The organism is Saccharospirillum sp. HFRX-2 (genome assembly GCF_043196805.1).
Classification (GTDB): Bacteria; Pseudomonadota; Gammaproteobacteria; order Pseudomonadales; family Natronospirillaceae; genus Saccharospirillum.
In genome coordinates this window covers 165932-189428 of record NZ_JBEBMU010000002.1, presented here as the reverse complement: position 1 = coordinate 189428, position 23497 = coordinate 165932, and the positions used below count along the sequence as shown (strand labels likewise).

Here is a 23497-nt window from a genome sequence, read left to right as displayed (position 1 = left end):
AACTTCATTCAGCCCTATAGCAGTAGCGATCCGCTAAACCACCGCCCATAAAAAAAGGCAGCCGATAGCTGCCTTTTTCGACATGAAGTTCACCGGCTTACCAGCCAGTGAGTTCCTTCAGTGCTTCACCGATCTGAGCCAGTGAACGGACGGTTTTCACGCCCGCATCTTCCAGCGCAGCAAATTTCTCGTCTGCTGTGCCTTTACCACCGGCAATGATGGCGCCAGCGTGGCCCATGCGCTTGCCCGGAGGTGCGGTAACACCGGCGATGTAAGAAACCACCGGCTTGGAAACATTGGCTTTGATATAAGCCGCCGCTTCTTCTTCAGCGGTACCACCGATTTCACCGATCATCACGATGGCTTCGGTTTGAGGATCTTTCTCGAACATCTCCAGGATGTCGATAAAGTTGGAACCCGGAATCGGGTCACCGCCGATGCCGACGCAAGAAGACTGACCAAAACCGTGGTCAGTGGTCTGCTTAACGGCTTCGTAAGTCAGGGTACCGGAGCGAGACACAATGCCGACTTTACCCGGCTTGTGAATGTGACCCGGCATGATGCCGATTTTGCACTCTCCCGGAGTGATCACACCCGGGCAGTTCGGGCCAATCATACGCACGCCTTTACGGTCGACGTATTCTTTGGCTTTCAGCATGTCCAGAGTCGGGATACCTTCAGTGATGCACACCACCAGCTCGACACCGCTGTCAGCGGCTTCGATGATGGCGTCCAGGCAGAAAGCGGCCGGTACATAGATGACAGAGGCAGTGGCGCCAGTGGCTTCTACCGCTTCACGAGCGGTGTTGAAAACCGGCAGGCCCAGGTGAGTGGTGCCACCTTTGCCCGGCGATACGCCGCCGACCATCTGAGTTCCGTACTCAATGGCCTGTTCACTGTGGAAGGTGCCCTGAGAGCCGGTGAAGCCCTGGCAGATTACCTTGGTGTTCTTATCGATCAGTACGCTCATGCGGCACCTCCAGCTGCGCTAACCACTTTCTCGGCAGCATCGGTCAAGGAAGCGGCGGCAATGATGTTCAGGCCACTTTCGGCCAATTTCTTAGAGCCCAGTTCGGCGTTGTTGCCTTCCAGACGAACTACGACAGGCACTTTCACACCGACTTCTTCTACCGCGCCGATGATGCCTTCTGCGATCATGTCGCAGCGCACGATACCGCCGAAGATGTTAACCAGTACGGCTTTAACCGAGGTGTCGGAGAGGATGATCTTGAACGCTTCTGCAACGCGCTCTTTGGTCGCACCACCACCAACGTCCAGGAAGTTAGCCGGTTGGCCACCGTGCAGTTTAACGATGTCCATGGTGCCCATGGCCAGGCCTGCGCCGTTCACCATGCAGCCGATGTTGCCATCCAGAGCCACGTAGTTCAGTTCCCAGGCGGCTGCCTGAGCTTCACGCTCGTCTTCCTGAGACGGATCGCGCATAGCGGCGATCTGCTTTTGACGGAACAAGGCGTTGCCATCGACGTTGATCTTGGCATCCAGGCAATGCAGGTTGCCTTCGTCGGTGATCACCAGCGGGTTCACTTCGATCAGCGCCAGGTCTTTATCTTCAAACAGTTTGGCCAGACCCAGGAAGATCTTGGTGAACTGCTTGACCTGCTCGCCTTTCAGGCCCAGCTGGAAAGCGATATCACGCGCCTGGAACGGCTGAGCGCCGACCAGCGGGTCGATCTGCGCACGAAGAATTTTTTCCGGCGTTTCTTCGGCCACTTTCTCGATCTCTACACCGCCTTCAGTCGAGGCCATAAAGACCACGCGGCGGCTGCCACGGTCGAGAACGGCACTCAGGTAGAGTTCCTGAGCGATGTCGGTGCAGGATTCCACCAGAATCTTGCTGACCGGTTGGCCGTTTTCATCAGTCTGGAAAGTCACCAGGTTTTGACCCAGCCACTTTTCAGAAAATTCGCGGATTTCGGCGTCGCTTTTGACCAGCTTCACACCACCGGCCTTACCACGGCCACCGGCGTGAACCTGGGCCTTAACGACCCACATGTCTCCGCCGATTTTCTTGGCGGCAGCAACGGCTTCATCGGCGGTATCGCAGGCAAAGCCATCAGATACCGGCAGGCCGTACTCTTTGAACAGCTGCTTGGATTGATATTCGTGTAGGTTCATGGTTCTTTCCGTTTTTGAACGTGAGTGTTCAGGGAGAATTTTTTATTGTCGTGGGTTTCACCCGATTCGCACTCTGATTAGCGAATAAGAAAACCGGAGACAAGCTCCGGTTTTCTTCATCTATCAACGTTTCTTGCGATTAACTTTGTGGATGGCGATGTTGTCGACCGCCAGCGCCGCTTCGTGCACCGCTTCCGAATTGGTCGGGTGCGCGAAGCAGGTCAACTGCAGGTCTTCGGCACTGGACGCAAATTCCAGAGCAATCACGCCCTGAGCGATCATTTCAGACGCTCCGGCGGCGAAGATGTGCATGCCCAATACCCGGTCAGTCTTGGCATCGGCAATGATCTTCACCTGGCCGTCAGTGGCGTTTTGCGCCATGGCACGACCGATAGCAGCCATCGGGAAGGCACCGACCTTATAGTCAACACCTTCGTTTTTCAGTTCTTCTTCGGTCTTACCCACCCAGGCAATTTCCGGATGAGTATAGATAACGTTCGGGATGGCGTCGTAGTTCATCTGAGCTTTATGGCCAGCGATGATTTCAGCGACCATCAAGCCTTCTTCAGAACCCTTGTGTGCCAGCATCGGACCGCGTACCACGTCACCGATGGCGTAAACGCCCGGTACGGTAGTGGCGCATTGATCGTCTACCTGAATGAAACCACGCTCATCCAGATCGACACCGCAGCCTTTATCCAGGCAGCCTTCGGTGTAAGGACGACGGCCAACCGCAACGATCAGCTTGTCGAAGGTTTCTTTCTGCTCGCCGTCTGCGGTTTCGAACGTCACTTCAACTTTGTTCTTCTTCACTTCAGAACCGGTTACACGGGCACCCAAACGGATGTCCAGACCTTCTTTCTTGGTGAAGTATTTCAGCGCATCTTTGGCGATGCCCTGGTCAGCGGCCGCCAGGAACTTATCCATGGCTTCGAGAATGACCACTTCAGAGCCCAGACGCTTCCAGACGGAGCCCAGTTCCAAACCAATCACACCGGCGCCGATGACACCCAGACGCTTGGGCACAGCATCAAATTCCAGCGCGCCTTCCGAATCAACAATGATGTTATCCGTCAGCGGAGTTGGCGGAATCTCAACCGGTACCGAACCCGTTGCCAGGATGACGTTCTTGGCTTCGAGGGTTTCGGTTTTGCCGTCGTGTAAAGTCACTTCGACGACCTTGTTCGACTTGAGCATGCCCTTGCCTTCAAAGGCAGTCACACCGTTGCCTTTCAACAAACCGGCAACACCGCCAGTGAGTTGTTTAACGATGCCGGCTTTACGATCGATCATGCCTTTAACGTCGATCTTCAGTTCCTTCAGGGAAATACCATGAGTATCGAATTCATGCTTGGCCTGATGAAACTTTTCGGATGATTCCAGCAGTGCTTTAGACGGAATACAGCCAACGTTCAAGCAAGTACCGCCGTAGGACGGTTTGTCTTCTTTATCGAGCCACTTCTCGACGATGGCGGTTTTCAACCCCAGCTGACCCGCTTTAATAGCGGCCACATACCCACCCGGGCCAGAACCGATCACTACCACATCAAACTGTTGTGCCATCTGATTTCTACCTTTAACTATGAGTTCCGGGCCGCGCCGGCGACAGCGCCGGCTTCAACCCCAAATAATGTCGGTCCGCTGTTACAGTTCGAGCAGAATGCGGGCCGGGTCTTCCAGCATGTCTTTGATGGCGACCAGGAACTGTACTGCTTCCTTGCCGTCGATCAATCGGTGATCGTAAGACAGCGCCAGATACATCATCGGCAATACCTTCACTTCACCGTTCACCGCCATCGGACGCTCCTGGATCTTGTGCATACCCAGGATGGCCGTTTGTGGCGGGTTGAGGATAGGTGTGGACAGCAGCGATCCAAACACACCACCGTTGGTGATGGTAAAAGTACCGCCCTGCATGTCTTCCAGGCCCAGCTTGCCTTCCTGAGCACGCTTGCCGAAATCACGGATGGTGCTTTCCATGGTCGCCAGGCTCATCTGATCGGTATCGCGCAGTACCGGTACCACCAGGCCACGCTCACTGGATACCGCCACACCGATGTCGAAGTAGCCGTGGTAGACGATATCATCGCCATCAATAGAGGCGTTCACTTCAGGGAAGCGCTTCAGTGCTTCAGACGCAGCCTTGGTGAAGAAGGACATAAAGCCCAGACGCGTACCGTTGTGTGCCTTCTCGAAGGTGTCTTTATAGCGAGCCCGCAAATCCATGATCGGCTTCATGTTGACCTCGTTAAAGGTGGTCAACATGGCAGTGCTGTTCTTAGCTTCGAGCAGACGTTCAGCAACACGCTTACGCAGACGCGTCATCGGCACCCGCTTCTCAGTGCGCTGACCCGCCGGGATACCCGCACTGGCGGTCGCAGACTGACCTTGTGGGATCATGCCTGGCGTGCTTTCTGCCGGAGCGTTGCTGGATTTGCTGCCTGAGCCAGCATTCACCACATCTTCTTTGGTGATACGGCCGCCCTTACCGGTGCCGGAAATATCAGCAGCGGTCAGACCTTTTTCATCAGCCAGCTTACGCGCCGCCGGGCTCATGGCCGCATCCGGATCACCACCGCCCTGCTCAGATGACGATTGAGCTGACTCGGATTTTTCTGTTTTCTCTTCTTTCTTTTCGCTGGCTGTATCGTCTGACTTGGCTGAATCGTCGCCGCTGCTGCTGCCGGTCGCACCTTCTTCGAAGATGCCGATCACTTCCTGGCTCTCAACGGTTTCATCGACGTCTTTGATGATTTCCTTGATAACACCATCAGCCGGAGCCACGACTTCCAACACGACCTTGTCGGTTTCAATATCAACGATTAACTCATCGCGGGCGCAGGCTTCGCCGGGCTTTTTGTGCCAGGTGGCAATCGTGCCGTCAGCGACGGACTCTGGAAATTGTGGAGCTTTAATATCTGTGGCCATCTGTACGGATCCTTAGTCGTAGAGCGTCGATCACTGAGCAAGCAAAATTGCTTCGTTAAGGAATTTTTCAAGTTGTTCAAGGTGCAGCGCCATATAACCGGCCGCCGGTGACGCCGAAGCATCACGACCGGCATACGTCAGGTACAGGTCAGAATTGACCCGCTGCAGTACCTTGCGCATATGGTGCTGACTGGAATACCAAGCGCCCTGGTTCATCGGTTCTTCCTGACACCAGACCACGTCTTTGAGGTTCTTGTAACCTGACAGTGTCTCGTACAGCCGCTCTTCCGGGAACGGATACAGCTGCTCGATACGGACAATGGCTACATTCTTAACCCCTTCGCTCTGGCGTTTTTCGATCAGATCGTAGTAGACCTTGCCGGAACACAGCACGACGCGCTCGACCTGTTTCGGATCGATATCGCTGTTGGTTTCATCAATCACCGTCTGGAAGCTGCCGTTAGCCAGCTCTTCCAGGCTGGAGGTCGCATCTTTATGACGCAGCAGGCTCTTCGGTGACATCACCACCAGCGGCTTGCGCAGGTTACGACGCACCTGGCGACGCAGCATGTGATACACCTGCGCTGGTGTAGTCGGCATGCACACTTGGATGTTCTGCTCGGCGCACAGCTGCAGGAAACGCTCCAGGCGCGCTGAGGAGTGCTCGGGGCCCTGGCCTTCGTAACCATGTGGCAGCAGCATCACCAGACCGCAGAGACGACCCCATTTGTGCTCGCCAGAGGTGATGAACTGGTCGATCACCACCTGGGCGCCGTTGGCGAAATCACCAAACTGCGCTTCCCAGATCACCAAAGCATTCGGCGTGGTGGTTGAATAGCCATACTCGAAGGCAACCACCGCTTCCTCGGACAGGAAGGAGTCGTACACCTCAAAGGTCGGCTGGTTCTCTTCCAGATGCGCCAGCGGCGTATAGGTGCTGCCATCCTTCTGGTTATGCAAAACCGCATGGCGGTGACCGAAGGTGCCGCGACCGGAGTCCTGACCGGTCATACGCACCGGGTGGCCTTCTTTGATCAGCGTCGCATAGGCCAGCAACTCCGCCATACCCCAGTTCAGCGGCATGGCACCTTTAGCCATTTTTTCGCGGTCGGAAATCACCTTGCCAACCTGACGCTGCAAGGGGAAACCTTCTGGCATCTGGTTAATTTCGTCGGCCAGCGCTTGCAGCTCTTTCAGCGGCCAACTGGTGTCATACTCATCCACCACGGGCTGATTCAGGTAAGGCGTCCAGTCAACGAACAGCGACTTGTTCGGCTCCTTGACCAGCGACTTCACCACGTGCTCGCCTTTATCCAGCAGGTCGCGATATTCGTCGGCCATCGCTTTGACTTTGTCCTGACTGACTACGTTCTGCTCAACCAGCTGATTGGCATACAATTCCAGCGTGCTCTTACGGGCACGAATGGCCTGATACATCAGCGGTTGGGTCATCGCCGGTTCATCAGCTTCGTTATGACCACGACGGCGATAGCAAACCAGATCAATCACCACATCGCGCTTAAACTGCTGACGATAATCAACCGCCAGCTGGGTCACGAAGATCACCGCTTCAGGATCGTCGCCATTTACATGGAAGATCGGCGCCTGAACCATCTTGGCAATATCAGTGCAGTACTCGGTAGAGCGTGCATCGATGCGTTTGGAGGTGGTAAAGCCAACCTGGTTATTGATGATGATGTGGATCGTACCGCCCGTCGTGAAAGCGCGCGTTTGCGACGCCTGGAAGGTCTCCATCACCACGCCCTGGCCGGCAAAAGCCGCATCGCCATGAATATTGACGGGCACAACTTGGTTGCCCTCGTGATCGCCACGGCGATCCTGACGAGCGCGCACAGAACCGACAACCACCGGCGAAGCAATTTCCAGGTGCGAGGGGTTAAACGCCAACGCCAGGTGAACTTCACCGCCAGAGGTCATCACATTGGATGAGAAACCCTGGTGGTATTTAACGTCACCAGAGCCCTGATCCAGGAAGGATTTACCTTCGAATTCCTGGAACAGATCGGCCGGATTTTTACCGAGAATATTGACCAGCATGTTCAGACGGCCGCGGTGGGCCATGCCGATTACCAGTTCTTTGGCACCGTAGGAACCGCTGCGCTGAATCAGTTCGTTCATCAGCGGAATCAGGGATTCGCCACCTTCCAGACCGAAGCGCTTGGTACCCGGATATTTGGAGCCGAGGAATTTTTCCAGACCTTCGGCGGCGGTCAGACGCTCAAGAATGCTCTGACGCGCTTCGTCGGAATAATCCGGACGCGAACGCACCGATTCCATGCGCTGCTCAACCCAGCGACGTTCGGCGGTGTTCACGATATGGGTAAATTCTGCGCCGATGGAAGAGCAATAGGTTTGCTCCAAAGCGGCAACGATTTCTTTCAGCGGGGCTTCGCTCTTGCCAATGTAGATGTTGCCACACTGGAAGACTGTGTCTTCATCGGCCTGGGTCAGACCGTGGTATTGCATGTCCAGATCGGGGACCGGATCGCGTTCTGTCAGACCAAGTGGATCAAGCTGCGCTTTTTGATGGCCGCGAAAACGATAGGCAGTGACCAACTGATGAACACGCACCTGTTTGCGCTCGTGTTCGCTGACGATACTCGGCGCCAACGTATCGGAGGCTACCTTGGGAGATTTGGCAAGCAGCAGAAAATGATCTCGGACCGGCGCGTGCGGGGTGTCGGTCGTCACCTGATCATTAATGTTGGGAAGCTTGTCGAAGACCGCACGCCACTGTTCGGGAACGGAATTAGGATCAGCCAGATAGGCTTCGTACATCTCGTCAAGGTAGGTTTGGTTGCCGCCCGAAAGATGGGACGTCGACCAAAGTTCCTCCATGGTGCCGTTTTGCATTGCTTGAACCCTGTTTGTTCAAAACCGCGGAAGAAATCATGATGCCCGCAGGCACCATCTCGAATTGTGCACTCTCTGTTCAGAAATCCCCAACAACATCACAGGCTGGGGTCGAACAAAACCCCGGGCGGGCCGGGGTTTCTGACCGCGAGAGACGCGGTTGTTCGTGTTTAGGTGGCGTTCGCCAACAGCATAGACCGAATGTGGCCAATTGCCCGCGTCGGGTTCAGCCCTTTGGGGCAGACACTGACACAGTTCATGATGCCACGGCAACGGAACACACTGAACGGATCGTCCAGATCGGCGAGGCGTTCAGCCGTGGCGGTATCGCGGCTGTCCGCCAGGAAACGGTATGCCTGTAGCAAACCGGCCGGGCCAACGAACTTGTCCGGGTTCCACCAGAACGACGGGCAGGAAGTCGAGCAGCAGGCGCACAGAATGCACTCATACAGACCATCCAGCTTGTCGCGGTCTTCGGGGCTTTGCAGACGTTCGATCGCCGGCGCCGGCTGATCGTTGATCAGGTACGGCTTGATCTTCTCGTACTGCTTGTAGAAAACGCCCATGTCGACGACCAGGTCGCGAATCACCGGCAGCCCCGGCAGCGGACGAATAACCAGCTTGTCACGGCCACCTTTCACGTCCGACAGGTGAGTAATGCAACCGAGGCCGTTCTTACCATTGATGTTCAGACCGTCCGAACCGCAAACGCCTTCGCGGCAGGAACGACGGTAAGAGACAGTGGTGTCCTGTTCCTTAACCAGGTTCAGAACGTCGAGGACCATCAGGTCCTTGCCTTCCGGAATCTCAACCTCGTAGTCCTGCATATAGGGCTTCTTGTCGGTTTCCGGATTGTAACGATAGATACTGACTTTCATAGCGTGCTCCGAAAAGGCAACCGTTAGTAGGTGCGGACCTTGGGTTGGAAGGTGTCGACCGTCTTCGGCGAGAAGTTAACCGCGCGCTTGGCGATGGACTTATCCCCCGGCTTGAAGATGGAATGGCACAACCAGTTCTCATCATCACGATCCTGATAGTCTTCACGAGCGTGAGCGCCGCGGCTTTCAGTGCGTTGTTCAGCAGCAACAGCCGTCGCTTCAGCCACTTCCAGCAGGTTCGCCAGTTCCAGCGCCTCGATGCGGGCGGTGTTGAACGCCTTACTCTTGTCGTCGAGCTTAATCTTGCCAACGCGCTCGCGAATTTCCGCCAGCTTCTTCAGACCTTCAGCCATGCTCTTACCTTCGCGGAATACGCCGAAGTGCAACTGCATGGTGTTTTGCAGATCTTTCTTCACGGCAGCAACACTTTCGCCTTCGGTGGTATTTTCCAGAGCATTCAGTCGCGTCATGGCACGATCAATGTCTTCGGCGGTCGCCGCATCGGACTCATAACCTTCGCGGATGGTTTTCTCGATCTGCATACCCGCAGCACGACCGAAGACCACCAAATCGAGCAGCGAGTTGCCGCCCAGACGGTTGGCACCGTGTACTGAGACACAGGCCGCTTCGCCACAGGCGTACAGGCCATCGATGACTTTATCGTTGCCGTCTTCGTCCATCATCAGCGCTTGACCACCGATATTGGTGGGGATACCACCCATCATATAGTGGCAGGTCGGCACCACCGGAATCGGCTCTTTGGCCGGATCGACGTGGGCAAAAGTCTTGGACAGTTCAACAATACCCGGCAAACGGCTGTGCAACAGTTCTTCGCCCAGGTGATCCAGCTTCAGGTAAACGTGATCGCCCTCTTCGCCGCCGCCGCGACCTTCGAGGATTTCCAGCACCATGGAACGGGCAACCACATCGCGGCCGGCCAGGTCTTTGGCGTTGGGGGCGTAACGCTCCATAAAGCGCTCGCCGTCTTTGTTGATCAGATAGCCACCTTCACCACGGCAACCTTCGGTTACCAGCGTACCGGCGCCGTAGATGCCGGTCGGATGGAACTGCCACATTTCCATGTCCTGAACATGGAAGCCAGCGCGCAACGCCATACCGATACCGTCGCCGGTATTGATCAGAGCGTTGGTAGTAGAGGCATAAATACGACCCGCGCCGCCGGTGGCCAGGACCGTCGCTTTAGATTGGATATGCACCACATCGCCAGTTTCAATTTCGATGGCGACGACGCCAGTGACGGCACCTTTAGAGTTGGTAACCAGATCGACGGCATACCATTCATTAAGGAAAGACGTACCGGCTTTCAGGTTGCCCTGATACAGAGTATGCAACAGCGCATGACCGGTACGGTCAGCGGCGGCACAGGTACGAGCGGCCTGAGTGGGGTTATCCGGGCCTTTAGACTGGCCACCGAACGGACGCTGATAGATGCGACCATTTTCGAAGCGTGAGAACGGCAAACCCATATGGTCCAGTTCAAACACCGCTTCCGGACCTACTGAACACATGTACTCGATCGCGTCCTGGTCACCGATATAGTCGGAGCCTTTGACGGTGTCGTACATGTGCCAGCGCCAATCATCATCTGGATCCGCGCTGGCAATGGCACAGGTAATACCGCCCTGAGCGGATACGGTGTGAGAGCGGGTCGGAAACACCTTGGACACCACGGCGGTATTCAGGCCAGACTCGGCCAATTGCAATGCAGCCCGCAGGCCGCTGCCGCCACCACCGATCACGATGGCGTCGTAACTCATAGTCTTGATATTAGCCATACCTTATACACCCCACACAGCGGATACGCCGGCGACCAGATAGACAAAGGCGGTCACCGCGATCACAAACAACACGATAAAACGAACCCAGGCGTTTTTCAGATAGTCTGTCGCAACGGTCCACATACCCACCCAGATATGACCAACCAGCGCCAGCAAGGTGATCAGAGTGTAGATTTTGACCCAGAACTGAGAGAACAGATTACGCCACTCGGCATAGCCGAGATCAGGATTAGCGATAAAAACGCCCAGGACAAAGAGGGTGTAGGTAGCCAAAAGTACTGCGGAGATCCGCTGAATCATCCAGTCCGCCAGGCCGCTGCGAGACAGGTTCGTGATGCTTCTTACCATACCCAAATCCCCATCAGTACGATGCCAACGACAGCCAGAACCAGAGCGATACGAGAAGCCCAGGTGCCACCATTCAATGTTTCAGCGTAGCCGGCATCCATAATCAGATGCTTGATGCCTGCAATAAAGTGATACACCACCAAAGAAAGAATGCCCCAGGTGATCAATTTGGCCAGCGGATGTGTCAGGACGGCAGCGACCTGATCAAACCCCTGACGGGATTCCAGGCTCAGACCCAGCGCCCAGACCAGAAAACCAACGGCGAAAAACAGGCCGACACCTGTTACACGGTGGATGATCGACGCGATGGCAGTGACAGGGAATCGTATCGTCCCTAAGTCAAGGTTCTTTGGTCGGTGATTGTTCACGGCAGTTCACTCTTATTGATGTGCAAGCCCTTTGGGGGCGGCTGGAACGGTCAAACCAACTACCAAGCACGGTTAAGGCAATTGGCCCGACCCCGAAATGCGCCGGAATTATAGTGACCGATTCCGACAATTACAAATGGATACAGGTCGGGAACGCAGTGTTTACGGGGGCCTCATAGGGTTCCACTATTGTATTCATCGATTTTCACTTGCCATTGATACTTTTGGTTTAGACCAACTTCGGTCAAATTGACAAACGATCGCAACTCTCTATAGTTGTGCGCGATTTCGCACCCTGCGTCATAACTCTATCAAGATAGATGCAAGACAGCGCTTTTCCTGCTACAAGCGCGACCGTCTGAGGTGCACCGTTTCACCCCTTTTGCGTCACCCTTTCCGACGCTTAACCCCGGCTTTACAGAGGAGGCCCTCATGACTGACAAGACTGCAAAGTTGGTCATCGAAGGACGCGACCCGATCGAACTACCCGTGCTGTCTGGCACACTGGGTCCTGATGTTGTGGACGTTCGTTCACTGACCGCAAACGGTCTGTTTACCTACGATCCCGGCTTCGTTTCCACCGCATCCTGCGAATCTGAAATCACCTACATCGATGGCGAACAAGGCGTGCTGTTGCACCGCGGTTATCCCATCGACCAATTGGCCAACAAAGCCGATTATCTGGATGTCTGCTATCTGCTGCTGTACGGCAACCTGCCCAGCGCCGCGGAGAAAAAAGAGTTCCAGCATGTCATCAGTCACCACACCATGGTGCATGAGCAGATGCGGCAATTCTTCCAGGGTTTCCGTCGCGACTCGCATCCGATGGCGATCATGGTCGGTGTGGTCGGCGCCCTCTCGGCCTTCTATCACGACTCGCTCGACATCACCAATGAGCGTCATCGTGAAGTCGCCGCGCACCGGCTGATTTCCAAGATGCCAACCCTGGCAGCCATGACCTATAAGTACTCCATCGGTCAGCCATTCGTGTATCCGCGGAACGATCTGTCCTATGGTGGGAACTTCCTGCACATGATGTTCTCTACCCCGGCGCAGGAATATCAGGTCAGCCCTACCCTGGCTCGCGCCATGGATAAAATCTTCACGCTGCACGCTGATCACGAGCAGAACGCCTCGACCTCGACCGTGCGTCTGGCTGGTTCTTCCGGCGCCAATCCGTTCGCCTGTATCGCCGCCGGCATTGCTGCGCTGTGGGGACCGGCCCACGGCGGTGCCAACGAAGCCGTGCTGACCATGCTCGAAGAAATTGGTGATGAATCGCGCATCGAAGAATTCATTGCTCGCGCCAAGGACAAGGACGATCCGTTCCGTCTGATGGGCTTTGGTCATCGGGTCTACAAAAACTACGACCCGCGCGCCAAGGTAATGAAAGAAACCTGCGACGAAGTGCTGTCTGAACTCGGTGTCGGTAACGATCCGCTGTTGAAGATTGCTATGCGTCTGGAAAAAATCGCTTTGGAAGACGAGTACTTCGTTGAGAAAAAACTCTACCCCAACGTCGATTTCTATTCCGGCATCATCTTCAAAGCACTGGGCATTCCGACCGACATGTTCACGGTATTGTTCGCCGTCGGCCGCACCCCGGGTTGGATTGCGCACTGGAAAGAAATGATCAGCGGTGCTTACCGCATTGGTCGTCCACGTCAGTTGTACAAGGGTCATACCCAGCGGGACGTACCGGGCAAATAATCTTTGCTCCAATAAAAAAACCGGCTCCGGCCGGTTTTTTTATGTCCGTTTCAAACACAAAAAAAGCGAGGCAATTACCTCGCTTTTTTTAACCAGAAACAACAACCAAAAAATTAAGCGGACGCTTTCTTCTTGGCTGTGGCCTTGGCTTTCGGTTTGGCTTTAGCTTTTGATTTCGCCTTGGCTTTGGCCTTAGGTTTCGCCTTGGCTGGCGCATCCACCTGCCACTTGCCGTCACGATAAAACGCCTTCCAGCCTGTCGCCTTGCCGTTGTCATCCTCAGTCATGACGTACTGTTCCTGCGTCTTACGACTGTAACGAATGACCGTCGGACGGCCGTCACCATCGGCCGCAGGTGCGTCCAGAATGTAGTGATATTTCTCTGGCAATTCCGCCTTATGCGGCACCAGTTCCTGTACTTGCGGCGGTCGCGTTTCCCGGTTTTTCGGGAACTGGCTGGCGGCTAAAAACAGACCGGACGCGCCGTCACGCAGCACATAGGTGTCATCCACTTTCTGGCACTGCAGTTCCGGCATTTTAATCGGATCCATCTTCGGTGGCGCCGGCTCACCGCTGCGCAACAGTTTGCGCGTGTTCTTACAATCTTCGTTGGTGCAACCGAAGTATTTGCCGAAGCGGCCGCTCTTCAACTGCATCTCGCTGCCGCACTTATCGCACTCCAGCGTCGGGCCATCATAACCTTTAATCTTGAACTGGCCCTGCTCGACTTTGAACCCAGAGCAGTCAGGATTATTACCACAGATATGCAGTTTGCGGTGCTCGTCAATCAGGTAAGAATCCATGGCGGTGCCGCAGATGTCGCAGCGTTCTTTATGACGCAGCGCCTGAGCTTCGGCTTCATCATCGTCATCATCGACCGACAGAGCTTCCTCACCAGGAATCAGATTCAGTGTGCCTTTGCAGCGTTCCTTCGGTGGCAGGTTGTAACCGGAACAGCCCAGAAACACACCGGTGGTGCCGTTACGAACCATCATCGGCCGACCGCAACGCGGGCATTCGATATCGGTCAACGTCGGCTCGTTGGCGCGCATGCCGCCTTCGTCCGACTCAGCCTGCTCCAACTGACGGGTGAAGTCCTTATAAAAGGAGTTCAGCACTTCCTTCCAGGTACGTTCGCCGGTGGCGATCTCATCGAGATATTCTTCTAAGCGCGCGGTGAACTGATACTGCAGCAGATCGCTGAAAGATTCGGTCAGCCGATCGGTCACAATGTCACCGATTTTTTCCGCGTAGAAACGCCGGTTCTGCAGGCGCACGTAGCCACGATCCTGAATGGTCGAGATGATCGAGGCGTAGGTCGAAGGACGACCAATCCCCTGCTTTTCCAGCTCTTTAACCAGCGACGCTTCGGTATAGCGCGCCGGTGGTTTGGTGAAATGCTGCTTGGGTTCAAGCTGCTGCAGCGACATGGCGTCCTGTATTTTCAGGTCCGGCAGTTCAGTCGCATCGTCACCCTTGGCCGGCTGCGACATGACGCGGGTATAGCCATCAAAGACAACCACCCGGCCACGCGCTTTCAATTCATAATCGCCGGTTTTGATGGTCAGCAACGTACTCTTGTACTTGGCCGGCACCATCTGACAGGCGACGAAGCGTTGCCAGATCAGCTCATAGAGCCGCTGAGCGTCGCGCTCCATGTCGCTGAGGTCGGCGCTGCGTCGATTGACGTAGGACGGCCGAATCGCTTCGTGAGCTTCCTGAGCGCCTTCCCGGCTGCCGTAGACGGCCGGCTTCTCCGGCAAATAACTATCGCCGTACTGTTCACCGATAAAATCACGGGCCGAACTGACCGCCTCGGCACTGAGGTTGGTCGAGTCGGTTCGCATATAGGTGATATGACCGGCTTCATAAAGACGCTGCGCCATGGTCATGGTTTTCTTAACGCTGTAACCCAGGCGCGTACTGGCGGCCTGTTGCAACGTCGAGGTAATAAACGGCGCTGACGGGCGCGACTGAGTCGGCTTGTCTTCGCGATCGGTAATGGTCAGCGGCAGCTGGCGTAAACGCTCGACGTGCGTCTGACTTTGCTCAGCATTAACCGGACGGTATTTTTCGCCCTGGTAATGAGTGACTTCAAAACGCACCTGAGCGCCCGCTGGGCTCTCGGTCAAGGCATGAAGATCCCAGAATTCTTCGGGCGTAAAGGCACGAATTTCTCGTTCGCGTTCAACGATTAAGCGCACCGCCACCGATTGCACGCGGCCGGCACTCAGACCACGAGCGACCTTCGCCCACAACAGCGGCGACACCATATAGCCGACAACACGATCCAGAAAACGTCGCGCCTGCTGGGCATTAACCCGGTTCAGATCCAGATCGCCCGGCTGCTCAAAGGCGCCCTGAATGGCTTTTTTGGTGATCTCGTTAAAGACCACTCGACGGTATTTCTCCGGCGCCTGACCGATGCTCTCCTGCAGGTGCCAGGCAATGGCCTCCCCTTCGCGGTCCAAATCCGTCGCCAGATAGATAGCATCGGCTGACTTGGCCAGACGACGCAGTTCATCGACTACCTTCTCCTTGCCCGGCAGCACTTCGTAGTGGGCTTCCCAGTCGTTATCCGGGTTGATGCCCATGCGCGCAATCAACTGTTCCTTGGCTTTGCGCTGCTTGTGGCGTGCTTTTTGTTCCGGTGACATCTTGCGAGTCTCAGCCGCCTGGCGAGCTCGCGCCTTGGCATCCACCGGCTTGGACTGGCCGCTGGTCGGCAGGTCACGAATGTGGCCCACCGAGGACTTTACGATAAAATCGTTGCCCAGATAGCGGTTGATCGTCTTGGCTTTGGCCGGAGACTCGACAATGACCAGTGATTTACCCATGCGTTTAAATTCCGCCTATCGCTTCCTTTTATATACTTAGCTCACGACCTGCTGAAGGCGCAAGAGGCGCAGACGTATATACGCTTGAATCGGCAAGGTCAAGTTTTGGCAGCCACAACGCCTTCGCAAAAAGCCGCGATTAAAGCCCCACAAACACCGCTCTTAGCGCCATATCGCAAGCTTTTGCCTGACGTTCCCCAACCTCTAAGTAACAGATCCGATATAACTTTCGCCTTGGACCAAGGCCTTTTATAGTGACTTCAGGCAACCTTAATTGAACCCCACAGTTTGGTGTTTGCCCGCAGGTTCAGAACCGGGCACCACCCGGTTGCCTCAATACTGATTAGACGAAGGAGTCAGCTGGCGTGTCGTTTTTTGCCATTATCGCCATCATTGCACTGATCGCCCTGATGTTCGGTGGTCTCTATATCAGTCGATTGGCGCACCAACGCGAAATTGAAGACAGCGAAATGCGCGAAGCCTTGCGAGTGCGTCGCTCACGCCAGCATAAGGTTGAAGAATTATTCGATACCTTGATGTCTTACGACCGTAACCCCGAATTATTGATGCATCTGCAATCCATGCTGATCGAAGACGCTCAAAGACTGCTGGAGTTGGCGCCTGACGATAAGCACTCACAAGATCGCCTGCAATATTACCAAGACCTGGAACGCACCATCGAGGCACTAGGTGACAATGCCAACCAACCAATGACGCCCACCACCGACCGTGAAATTTTGCTGATGAAGCGTCACTTCAGTCGCACTGCCAAACTGATCAATCGTCGCATTACCGATGGCGCCTTAACCGAGGGCGAAGCCGATGTGCATCTGGAGCGGTTGCGCCGCCGCACCTTGGAGCTGGAGGCGGAAGCCTATAAATTGCAGGCGGTTCAGGCTCGTGAAAATGGCGATCTGGCCATCGCAGCGGCGTACTATAAACACGCCAAAGACATGCTGATTAATTCAGATATTCACTACCAAGATAAGACCGAACAAATCCGCAAGCTGTCACGGTTAATTGCTGGGCTTTATTCCTCAGAGTTCGACGAGTCTGACAAAAAAGAAGACGCCAAGGCCTTACCCAACGCCAGCCAATCCGCCTCTGATAAAGGTTGAAGCCACGTAAATCGCTCAACCCTCTCCCCGTCCCTTTCGACACTGGATTGAAAGCTTTCCAAGGGCCGTACCCATAGATCAAAGTTGCCGTATAAGCACTGATAAACCACCAGAGGCGCTTCCGTTTCACTGTGATGCGACAAGCCGATCACGCGATATTTCGGGCCTTTAAAATGTTGGTAGATGCCGGGTTGAACCACCGTCATTGTGCGCTCCAATTATTGCCATAAAAAAACCAGCCGATGTTCGCTACATACAACTGGTTTAGATTAACACTGAACGGAATTATGAACTTAAACAACTGCGTCTGAAGCTGTCATCCAAATCCAGCGGCAACACCAAAGTACTGAAATCCAGATCATCCGAAGCAGTGCATAGATCGTTGACCGAACTATCAGTTAGGTCAGATGACAAATCATCATCCTCTTCTGGGTATTCAGCATTCAAAACCGGTTTATCAGCATCGATAAAAGGGACCAGCATGTCGCATTCATCGTACTGGAAGCACTGCTCATTCACCGAAAAATCGTAGTAATCAACTAAATCTTCCACCTGATCCAGATCGTTTTTCAAACCGACGGACAGATTTCGCTTGTGCGCTTCATTGGCGATAAAACGGTTATAGGCCAATTGATCGCGAGCGGTAAAATTAAAACCGGGATTGTTCAAATAGCCGTCCATATTGTCCGGCTCGACGCCATCACAGCCCTTGTCTTTCGCCGTATCCAAACGCGCCTTCATAATGCGATGAACATTCGTCGAGCGTATATCAAGCCAGCGCTCGTCGTCCCAACCATCAAGCGTCTTGCCCAGTTCGTTGCCGTTAAATTCGCCTTCATCATCGCGCCAATCTTCGTATGAACCGGCGGAGAAATAGCAAATCACATTGCGACCAGCGGCTTGCAGATCAGAGATTGTACTTTCTGACGTATCAAAGAGGTCGACATCGTATATTTCGACATCATAGGTATCATTTAACGACTCGCCGTCAGGCACCAGCAGTTGCCATTGCCAGGTGACTTTCGGGCTTGGTTTATACCAATCACCACCGGTAATTGGATCGACATCGACCGGCAATGGCATGGTCCGGTTTAGTACCGATGAACCTGAAACCTGACAACCAGCAAGAAAAATAACGACAGAACTGACCAGAAACCCAACTGCTCTCATGGGTACTCTCTTTAATCACCAAGGGAAATGCCGCCGTTAAACGACGGCGAAACCGAATTTTAGCTCAGCAAATACAAAGCTAATCGATTATTTGTGCAACGCTTTGTTACACCTGTTTCGTCAAGCCATTGACTTCAAACCAGAGCGCGCTCTTCTTCTCGCAACGTCAAAACTTCATAGCCGTCCTCAGTAACCGCTATGGTGTGCTCCCACTGCGCCGACAACTTTTTATCGGCAGTTACCACCGTCCAGCCGTCCGGCTTGGTTCTCACCTTGGCTTTACCCTGATTGATCATCGGTTCGATGGTGAAGGTCATGCCGGCTTCCAGCGGTAAGCCGGTACCGGCACGACCGTAATGCAGTACCTGAGGAGCTTCATGCATCTCAGTGCCAATGCCATGGCCGCAATACTCACGTACCACGCTGTAGCCCTGACGTTCAGCATACTGCTGGATGGCATGACCGATATCGCCCAAGGTCGCGCCTGGTCGGACCAACTCTATGCCCTGCCACATGGCTTGATAGGTATGCTCAACCAATCGCTGAGCCTGCGGCGAGACGGTGCCGATTCGATACATCTTGCTGGAGTCGGCAATGTAACCGTTCTTCTCCAAAGTGATGTCGATATTGACGATATCGCCGTCTTTCAGGAACTGAGTTGCCGAGGGCACGCCATGGCAAACAACGCGGTTGATCGACGAGTTGAGCACATACGCATACCCATACTGACCTTTACTGGCGGGCCTGGCGTGCAGTTCATCAACGATATAACGCTCTACCCAATCGTTGATTTGCATGGTCGAAACACCCGTGGTGATCTTACCGTCCAGATACGCAAAAACCGCTGCCAGTAAACGCCCGGATTCACGCATGCGAGCCAGTTGTTCGGCGTTTTTCAGACTAATGCTGCTCAAGGCTAACCTTCTCCAGATCGACCGCCGCCCGATTCATCTGTTCTCGAATAATCTCACTAAAGGTTAACTGAGGGTTGGCTTCTGCCAGCATGCCGATCTTCAGCCAGAACTCGGCCTGAGCATTAATAGAACGCACCATAGCGGCACTGGCTTTACGCACTTCATCGTGCATTTCATCGCTGATCTTAACGATTCCCATCTTGGCCTCGATATATGATTTGTATACATATCATATATCGACCAGTTTAGATCAACAAGCCGTAGTGGTTATCAGCATTAATGCCTGGCGGCAGACCACCGTTTTAGCTTGGGGATCTGTCGCGCGGCCAACCAGGCTAACAAGGCTGGAAAGCCCTGCTCTTTCATCTTGGCAATACAGAACTGCTGCATTTGTTCCACGTCGAAGTCCGGCTGGGTAAAGGCACCGCCCTGATAACAATAGTGGCAATAGAGCGCGCTTTTTTGACCATTTACCTCGGTACCCGCCTTGGCAGGATCGCCTTTCATCGGCATACCACAGCTTTGACACTGCTTTTCCATGTTCTCTCCAGGCGGTCTGATTCGTGCCTACTACTTTAGGCAAGCATCACAAAAGCGGACACCTTTATTTGCTGCCCTTTGAAATACTGCTTTTATGCCCAACTAATAAGACTCCTTCGCTTGAAAGGAGTTTTTCATGTTTGTGTTATCCGCTATTTATCTACTGATCGGGTTAGTGCTACTGGGAGGTGGCAGCTGGCTCTTGGTTCTGGGCGGCAGTTGGTACTACGCCCTCGCCGGTCTGGCTTTAATCGCTATTGCCATCACTACCGTTAAACATCGTCGCCTGGCGCAATGGCTTTATGCCGCCTTACTGGCAACAACGGCATTGTGGTCCCTGGCCGAATCGGGTTTCTATTGGTGGCCACTGGCAACTCGCCTTGGCTTGCTCTTGTTACTCGCCATTCCGTTATTGTTTCCGTTTCGACCCAGATCACCTGGCATCGCTGTTTTGCTTCCAGTCTGGGCCATTGTCAGCCTTGGCCTGCTATCGAGTTTGGCGGTCGATCCGACCCAGACCGAAGGTCAGATCGATTCATCCACGCCACTGGCCAACGCATCTTTGGGTGATAGTCCTGACGCCAGTTGGCCTGCCTACGGCCGTAATAACTACGGGCAACGCTATTCACCGCTGGAGCAAATCAATGTCGATAATGTCGGCGACCTGGAATTAGCCTGGCAATATCAGACGGGTGACCTCAAGGGGCCGAACGACGTCACCGAAACCACCTATGAAGCAACGCCATTAAAGATCGGCAATAGCCTCTATCTGTGTACACCTCACAACTGGCTCATTGCGCTGAATGCCGATAGCGGTGAAGAACAATGGGTCTATGACGCCCAAGTGCCGCCGGAAAGTCAGCGTCAGCATCAAACCTGTCGCGGCGTTTCCTTTTTACCGCCCACCAATGGTGATGCTGACGACCTGAGCGCCCAATCAAGCCCAACCTTGGCGCAAAATCTCGACAGCATGAATTGCGATGCGCAGCTGTTTATGCCGACTTCCGATGCGCGCCTTATCGCGGTTGATCCGGAAACCGGCGCCCGCTGCGCCAACTTTGCCAACGACGGTGTGCTTGATCTGATGCACAACATGCCGTTCCGGCAAAATGGCTATTACTACTCCACCTCACCGCCGGTTGTTGCCGATGGCAAAGTCATCGTTGCCGGCTCGGTTAACGACAACTACGACACCCAGTCTCCTTCCGGAGTTATCCGCGCCTACGACGCCAAAAGTGGTGAGTTGGTGTGGAACTGGGACCCGGCGCATCCGCAAGACACCGCTCCCATCGCCGAGGGTAAAACCTATTCAACCAGTTCACCCAACAGTTGGTCGGTCGCCAGCGCCGATGAAGAACTGGGCCTGATCTACTTCCCCATGGGTAACCGTACACCCGATCAGTTGGGCATGTATCGCACCGAAAATGAAGAACGCTTTGCCTCTTCCGTCGTAGCACTGAGCCTGCAAACCGGCCAGGTGGAATGGGTGCAGCAGTTTGTTCATCACGACCTCTGGGACATGGATACTCCGGCTCAGCCGGTACTGTTGGATCTGGAAACCGACAGCGGTCGCCAGCCGGCGCTCGTGGTGCCGACCAAACAAGGGGATGTTTATGTACTGAACCGGGCGACCGGTGAACCGATCATTCCGATCACCGAACAACCCGCGCCTCAGGGTGCCATTGAAGGCGACTACACCGCGCAAACCCAACCGATTTCCGGGTTAACGTTCCGGCCGCCAACCATGCGCGAAGCCGATATGTGGGGTGCTACGCTGATCGACCAGATGATCTGTCGTATCCAATTCCAGTCGCTGGATTATCGAGGTCAGTACACCGCACCCTCGGAGCAAGGCACCATCGTCTATCCAGGTAACTTTGGCGTGTTCAACTGGGGCAGCATTGCAGTTGATCCTCAACAACAGGTGATGTTCGGTATGCCGCTCTACCTGGCGTTCACCTCTAAACTGGTGCCCAAAGAAGGCCAGGATTTGGGTGATACCAACCAGGGCGAAGCGGGTATCAACGAAAACGCCGGCGCACCCTATGCGGTGGAAATGAAACCTTTCCTGTCACCGCTGGGCGTCCCTTGCCAGCAACCACCCTGGGGTTATGTTGCCAGTGCCGATCTGACTACCGGTGAGATTATTTATCGCCACAAAAACGGCACCATCTACGACATGACGCCATTGCCGTTGCCGATTGAGATGGGCGTTCCCGGTATCGGTGGCCCGATCATCACCGCTGGCGGCGTGTCTTTCCTCGCCGCAACCGTTGATGATTATCTGCGTGCTTACGACTTGAGCACCGGTGAACAGCTGTGGCAAGCACGCCTGCCGGCAGGTGGTCAGGCAACGCCGATGACTTACCTCAACAGCCAGGGTGAACAGATGGTTGTTCTGGTGGCCGGTGGTCATGGTTCTATCGGTACCACCATTGGTGATTATGTCGTGGCTTACAAACTGCCCTAAGCGTCGCTAATCGCTGAATAAAAAACCCGGCCAAGTGCCGGGTTTTTTTAATTCAATCATCTTCAAGTGCAGGTCTGATCTGGATTCAGTTTTTCACCACTAGGTCCACCGTTTTAGGTCGATGCAGTTGCACATCATTGATCAAGGTGACCAGAACAAAACTCAATAACATCAGCAAATACCAAGAACTTAATTTGGATAAAGACACCAATTGCCAGTGGCTCGACTGATTGGGATATATCCAGATGTTGGCGTAGGTCGCCAGATTTTCAGCCAGCCAGATAAATAACGCCACTAAAAACCAGCCCAGTATCAAAGGCATTTGTCGATGCGTTTTTACTACTTTGAAATAAATAGTAGTGCGGTAAAAAATCACCGCCGTCGCCGCCAACAACAGCCAACGAAGGTCCCACCAATAATGATGTGTGAAAAAATTCAGGTAGATCAAAAGCACCAACAACAGCGTCGCCCACCGTGGCGGATAATAGGAAAAATGGAACTCAAAAATCCGCCAGATACGCGCAATATAACTACCCACCGCGCTATACATAAAACCAGTGAACAGTGGCACATTGCCAAGTTGAAACACAGCTTGTTCAGGATATACCCAGGAGCCTATCGCATCGGAGGTTTTAAATAATTCCATAACAGTAGCGACCAAATGGAACACCAGTATCACCACCGACTCACGCCAGGTTTCCAGACCACTGACCAAGAGCACGACTTGAGCCACTATAGCGGCAAGAAAAATAAAATCGTATCGATGCAGACTTTCCAGCGGATACCAGAAATGGGTAATCAACATAACGGCCAATAAAAAGCCGCCGAACAAACAGGCATAGGCCTGCTTCAAAGCAAAGATCCAGAATTCAAGCAGCCAACGCATAGAACCATTCCCTGTAAAACAGGCCGGCAAGATAATCGATTTTTGTCAGAAAATCTCGGCAACCATCTCTAGCATCGGCTGGCCTCGAAACATACCCTGCTCAATGGGCTTAAAACCAGCTAGGGCATAGAGTCCACCGTCCAAATGTAAGGTTCGCAAATAGAGTTTGCGCACCCCGACTGTTTTAGCTTGCAGCAATGCCTGGCGCACCAATTGCCCTGCCAATCCTTGGCCTCTGTATTCAGGCAGGACGTAGACACCATCTAACCAAAATCTTGGATCATTATCCTCGGAGGTTTCATGGGTTTTAACTTCAGCGATGCCAATAAGGTTATTACCATTCAATAGCAACACCATAAAAGGGGTTGGCTCTGGATCTGTGCAGGCAAGCACCTTGGTCAAAACTTTTTGATAACCCTCAGGGTCTTGATCGACAACCCATTGGTTAAAAATCCAACCGGCAACCTGGTCCGCATATTCTGGGTGCCTAGATAAGAGAGTCCATTGATACATGCTGGTTT

20 protein-coding genes are annotated in these 23497 nt (G+C 54.0%); 3 read left to right on the top strand and 17 right to left on the bottom strand.

Translation table 11 applies throughout. From position 1 onward, the window contains the following. Positions 1–97: 97 nt before the first annotated feature. The 9 genes from sucD to sdhC all read right to left on the bottom strand — a co-directional run bounded on the left by sucD (position 98) and on the right by sdhC (position 11331). A complete protein-coding gene (gene sucD, locus ABMA60_RS07410; RefSeq protein WP_108165223.1) occupies positions 98–970 on the bottom strand; it encodes a succinate--CoA ligase subunit alpha in 873 nt (290 codons plus the stop codon). Continuing rightward, on the bottom strand, positions 967–2136 hold the full coding sequence (gene sucC / locus ABMA60_RS07405; RefSeq protein ID WP_392800935.1) for an ADP-forming succinate--CoA ligase subunit beta: 1170 nt from the start codon (positions 2134–2136) through the stop codon (positions 967–969). The genes sucD and sucC overlap by 4 nt, the downstream gene beginning before the upstream one ends. A gap of 123 nt (positions 2137–2259) precedes the next feature. After that, on the bottom strand, positions 2260–3699 hold the full coding sequence (gene lpdA / locus ABMA60_RS07400) for a dihydrolipoyl dehydrogenase (RefSeq protein WP_392800932.1): 1440 nt from the start codon (positions 3697–3699) through the stop codon (positions 2260–2262). A gap of 81 nt (positions 3700–3780) precedes the next feature. Beyond that, entirely contained in the window at positions 3781–5064 is a 1284-nt protein-coding gene (gene odhB, locus ABMA60_RS07395; RefSeq protein ID WP_392800929.1) for a 2-oxoglutarate dehydrogenase complex dihydrolipoyllysine-residue succinyltransferase, read from the bottom strand. A 30-nt stretch (positions 5065–5094) separates the two neighbouring features. Next, on the bottom strand, positions 5095–7938 hold the full coding sequence (locus ABMA60_RS07390; protein WP_392800926.1) for a 2-oxoglutarate dehydrogenase E1 component: 2844 nt from the start codon (positions 7936–7938) through the stop codon (positions 5095–5097). A gap of 170 nt (positions 7939–8108) precedes the next feature. Continuing rightward, positions 8109–8816 (bottom strand): succinate dehydrogenase iron-sulfur subunit, encoded by a 708-nt coding sequence (locus ABMA60_RS07385; protein ID WP_392800923.1) that lies wholly within the window; start codon positions 8814–8816, stop codon positions 8109–8111. Between the two features lie 23 nt (positions 8817–8839). Continuing rightward, positions 8840–10612 (bottom strand): succinate dehydrogenase flavoprotein subunit, encoded by a 1773-nt coding sequence (gene sdhA, locus ABMA60_RS07380; protein WP_392800921.1) that lies wholly within the window; start codon positions 10610–10612, stop codon positions 8840–8842. Positions 10613–10615: 3 nt separating this feature from the next. Continuing rightward, complete coding sequence (gene sdhD / locus ABMA60_RS07375) at positions 10616–10963, bottom strand: succinate dehydrogenase, hydrophobic membrane anchor protein (protein WP_392800918.1); 348 nt, start codon at positions 10961–10963, stop codon at positions 10616–10618. Continuing rightward, on the bottom strand, positions 10957–11331 hold the full coding sequence (sdhC, locus tag ABMA60_RS07370; RefSeq protein WP_392800915.1) for a succinate dehydrogenase, cytochrome b556 subunit: 375 nt from the start codon (positions 11329–11331) through the stop codon (positions 10957–10959). Before sdhC ends, sdhD begins: the two co-directional genes overlap by 7 nt. 432 nt (positions 11332–11763) lie before the next feature. On the opposite strand from sdhC, the gene gltA reads away from it, so the two are divergent. Continuing rightward, a complete protein-coding gene (gltA, locus tag ABMA60_RS07365; RefSeq protein ID WP_392800912.1) occupies positions 11764–13041 on the top strand; it encodes a citrate synthase in 1278 nt (425 codons plus the stop codon). A 113-nt stretch (positions 13042–13154) separates the two neighbouring features. Here the strand turns inward: gltA and topA are convergent, their stop codons facing one another. Further along, positions 13155–15878 carry a type I DNA topoisomerase gene (topA, locus tag ABMA60_RS07360; RefSeq protein WP_392800909.1) on the bottom strand — a complete coding sequence of 908 codons (2724 nt, stop codon included), beginning with the start codon at positions 15876–15878 and terminating at the stop codon, positions 13155–13157. 365 nt (positions 15879–16243) lie between these two features. Between topA and ABMA60_RS07355 the strand changes: the two genes are divergently transcribed. Continuing rightward, positions 16244–16996, top strand: coding sequence for a hypothetical protein (locus tag ABMA60_RS07355; RefSeq protein WP_392800906.1), 753 nt, complete (start codon positions 16244–16246; stop codon positions 16994–16996). Here the strand turns inward: ABMA60_RS07355 and ABMA60_RS07350 are convergent. The 5 genes from ABMA60_RS07350 to ABMA60_RS07330 all read right to left on the bottom strand — a co-directional run bounded on the left by ABMA60_RS07350 (position 16909) and on the right by ABMA60_RS07330 (position 19620). Beyond that, complete coding sequence (locus ABMA60_RS07350; RefSeq protein WP_392800904.1) at positions 16909–17202, bottom strand: DUF1653 domain-containing protein; 294 nt, start codon at positions 17200–17202, stop codon at positions 16909–16911. The genes ABMA60_RS07355 and ABMA60_RS07350 overlap by 88 nt on opposite strands. A 79-nt stretch (positions 17203–17281) precedes the next feature. Further along, positions 17282–18166: an endo alpha-1,4 polygalactosaminidase gene (locus tag ABMA60_RS07345; RefSeq protein ID WP_392800902.1), complete on the bottom strand. Its 885-nt coding sequence runs from the start codon at positions 18164–18166 to the stop codon at positions 17282–17284. 134 nt (positions 18167–18300) lie between these two features. Further along, entirely contained in the window at positions 18301–19038 is a 738-nt protein-coding gene (map, locus tag ABMA60_RS07340; protein WP_392801381.1) for a type I methionyl aminopeptidase, read from the bottom strand. A gap of 28 nt (positions 19039–19066) precedes the next feature. Beyond that, positions 19067–19279: a ParD-like family protein gene (locus ABMA60_RS07335; RefSeq protein WP_392800900.1), complete on the bottom strand. Its 213-nt coding sequence runs from the start codon at positions 19277–19279 to the stop codon at positions 19067–19069. A 77-nt stretch (positions 19280–19356) separates the two neighbouring features. Continuing rightward, positions 19357–19620: a zinc ribbon domain-containing protein gene (locus ABMA60_RS07330; protein WP_392800897.1), complete on the bottom strand. Its 264-nt coding sequence runs from the start codon at positions 19618–19620 to the stop codon at positions 19357–19359. A gap of 136 nt (positions 19621–19756) precedes the next feature. On the opposite strand from ABMA60_RS07330, the gene ABMA60_RS07325 reads away from it, so the two are divergent. Further along, positions 19757–22090, top strand: a complete 2334-nt coding sequence (locus ABMA60_RS07325; protein WP_392800895.1) for a glucose/quinate/shikimate family membrane-bound PQQ-dependent dehydrogenase — start codon at positions 19757–19759, stop codon at positions 22088–22090. An 85-nt stretch (positions 22091–22175) separates the two neighbouring features. Here the strand turns inward: ABMA60_RS07325 and ABMA60_RS07320 are convergent, their stop codons facing one another. After that, complete coding sequence (locus tag ABMA60_RS07320; protein WP_392800892.1) at positions 22176–22976, bottom strand: DUF817 domain-containing protein; 801 nt, start codon at positions 22974–22976, stop codon at positions 22176–22178. A 45-nt stretch (positions 22977–23021) separates the two neighbouring features. Next, complete coding sequence (locus tag ABMA60_RS07315) at positions 23022–23489, bottom strand: GNAT family N-acetyltransferase (RefSeq protein ID WP_392800889.1); 468 nt, start codon at positions 23487–23489, stop codon at positions 23022–23024. Between the last annotated feature and the right edge of the window lie 8 nt (positions 23490–23497).

Coding starts and splice junctions, on each gene's coding strand:
- sucD (WP_108165223.1), bottom strand. CDS start 970: ATGAGCGTACTGATCGATAAGAACACCAAGGTAATCTGCCAGGGCTTC.
- sucC (WP_392800935.1), bottom strand. CDS start 2,136: ATGAACCTACACGAATATCAATCCAAGCAGCTGTTCAAAGAGTACGGC.
- lpdA (WP_392800932.1), bottom strand. CDS start 3,699: ATGGCACAACAGTTTGATGTGGTAGTGATCGGTTCTGGCCCGGGTGGG.
- odhB (WP_392800929.1), bottom strand. CDS start 5,064: ATGGCCACAGATATTAAAGCTCCACAATTTCCAGAGTCCGTCGCTGAC.
- ABMA60_RS07390 (WP_392800926.1), bottom strand. CDS start 7,938: ATGCAAAACGGCACCATGGAGGAACTTTGGTCGACGTCCCATCTTTCG.
- ABMA60_RS07385 (WP_392800923.1), bottom strand. CDS start 8,816: ATGAAAGTCAGTATCTATCGTTACAATCCGGAAACCGACAAGAAGCCC.
- sdhA (WP_392800921.1), bottom strand. CDS start 10,612: ATGGCTAATATCAAGACTATGAGTTACGACGCCATCGTGATCGGTGGT.
- sdhD (WP_392800918.1), bottom strand. CDS start 10,963: ATGGTAAGAAGCATCACGAACCTGTCTCGCAGCGGCCTGGCGGACTGG.
- gltA (WP_392800912.1), top strand. CDS start 11,764: ATGACTGACAAGACTGCAAAGTTGGTCATCGAAGGACGCGACCCGATC.
- topA (WP_392800909.1), bottom strand. CDS start 15,878: ATGGGTAAATCACTGGTCATTGTCGAGTCTCCGGCCAAAGCCAAGACG.
- ABMA60_RS07350 (WP_392800904.1), bottom strand. CDS start 17,202: ATGACGGTGGTTCAACCCGGCATCTACCAACATTTTAAAGGCCCGAAA.
- ABMA60_RS07345 (WP_392800902.1), bottom strand. CDS start 18,166: ATGAGAGCAGTTGGGTTTCTGGTCAGTTCTGTCGTTATTTTTCTTGCT.
- map (WP_392801381.1), bottom strand. CDS start 19,038: ATGCGTGAATCCGGGCGTTTACTGGCAGCGGTTTTTGCGTATCTGGAC.
- ABMA60_RS07335 (WP_392800900.1), bottom strand. CDS start 19,279: ATGGGAATCGTTAAGATCAGCGATGAAATGCACGATGAAGTGCGTAAA.
- ABMA60_RS07330 (WP_392800897.1), bottom strand. CDS start 19,620: ATGGAAAAGCAGTGTCAAAGCTGTGGTATGCCGATGAAAGGCGATCCT.
- ABMA60_RS07325 (WP_392800895.1), top strand. CDS start 19,757: ATGTTTGTGTTATCCGCTATTTATCTACTGATCGGGTTAGTGCTACTG.
- ABMA60_RS07320 (WP_392800892.1), bottom strand. CDS start 22,976: ATGCGTTGGCTGCTTGAATTCTGGATCTTTGCTTTGAAGCAGGCCTAT.
- ABMA60_RS07315 (WP_392800889.1), bottom strand. CDS start 23,489: ATGTATCAATGGACTCTCTTATCTAGGCACCCAGAATATGCGGACCAG.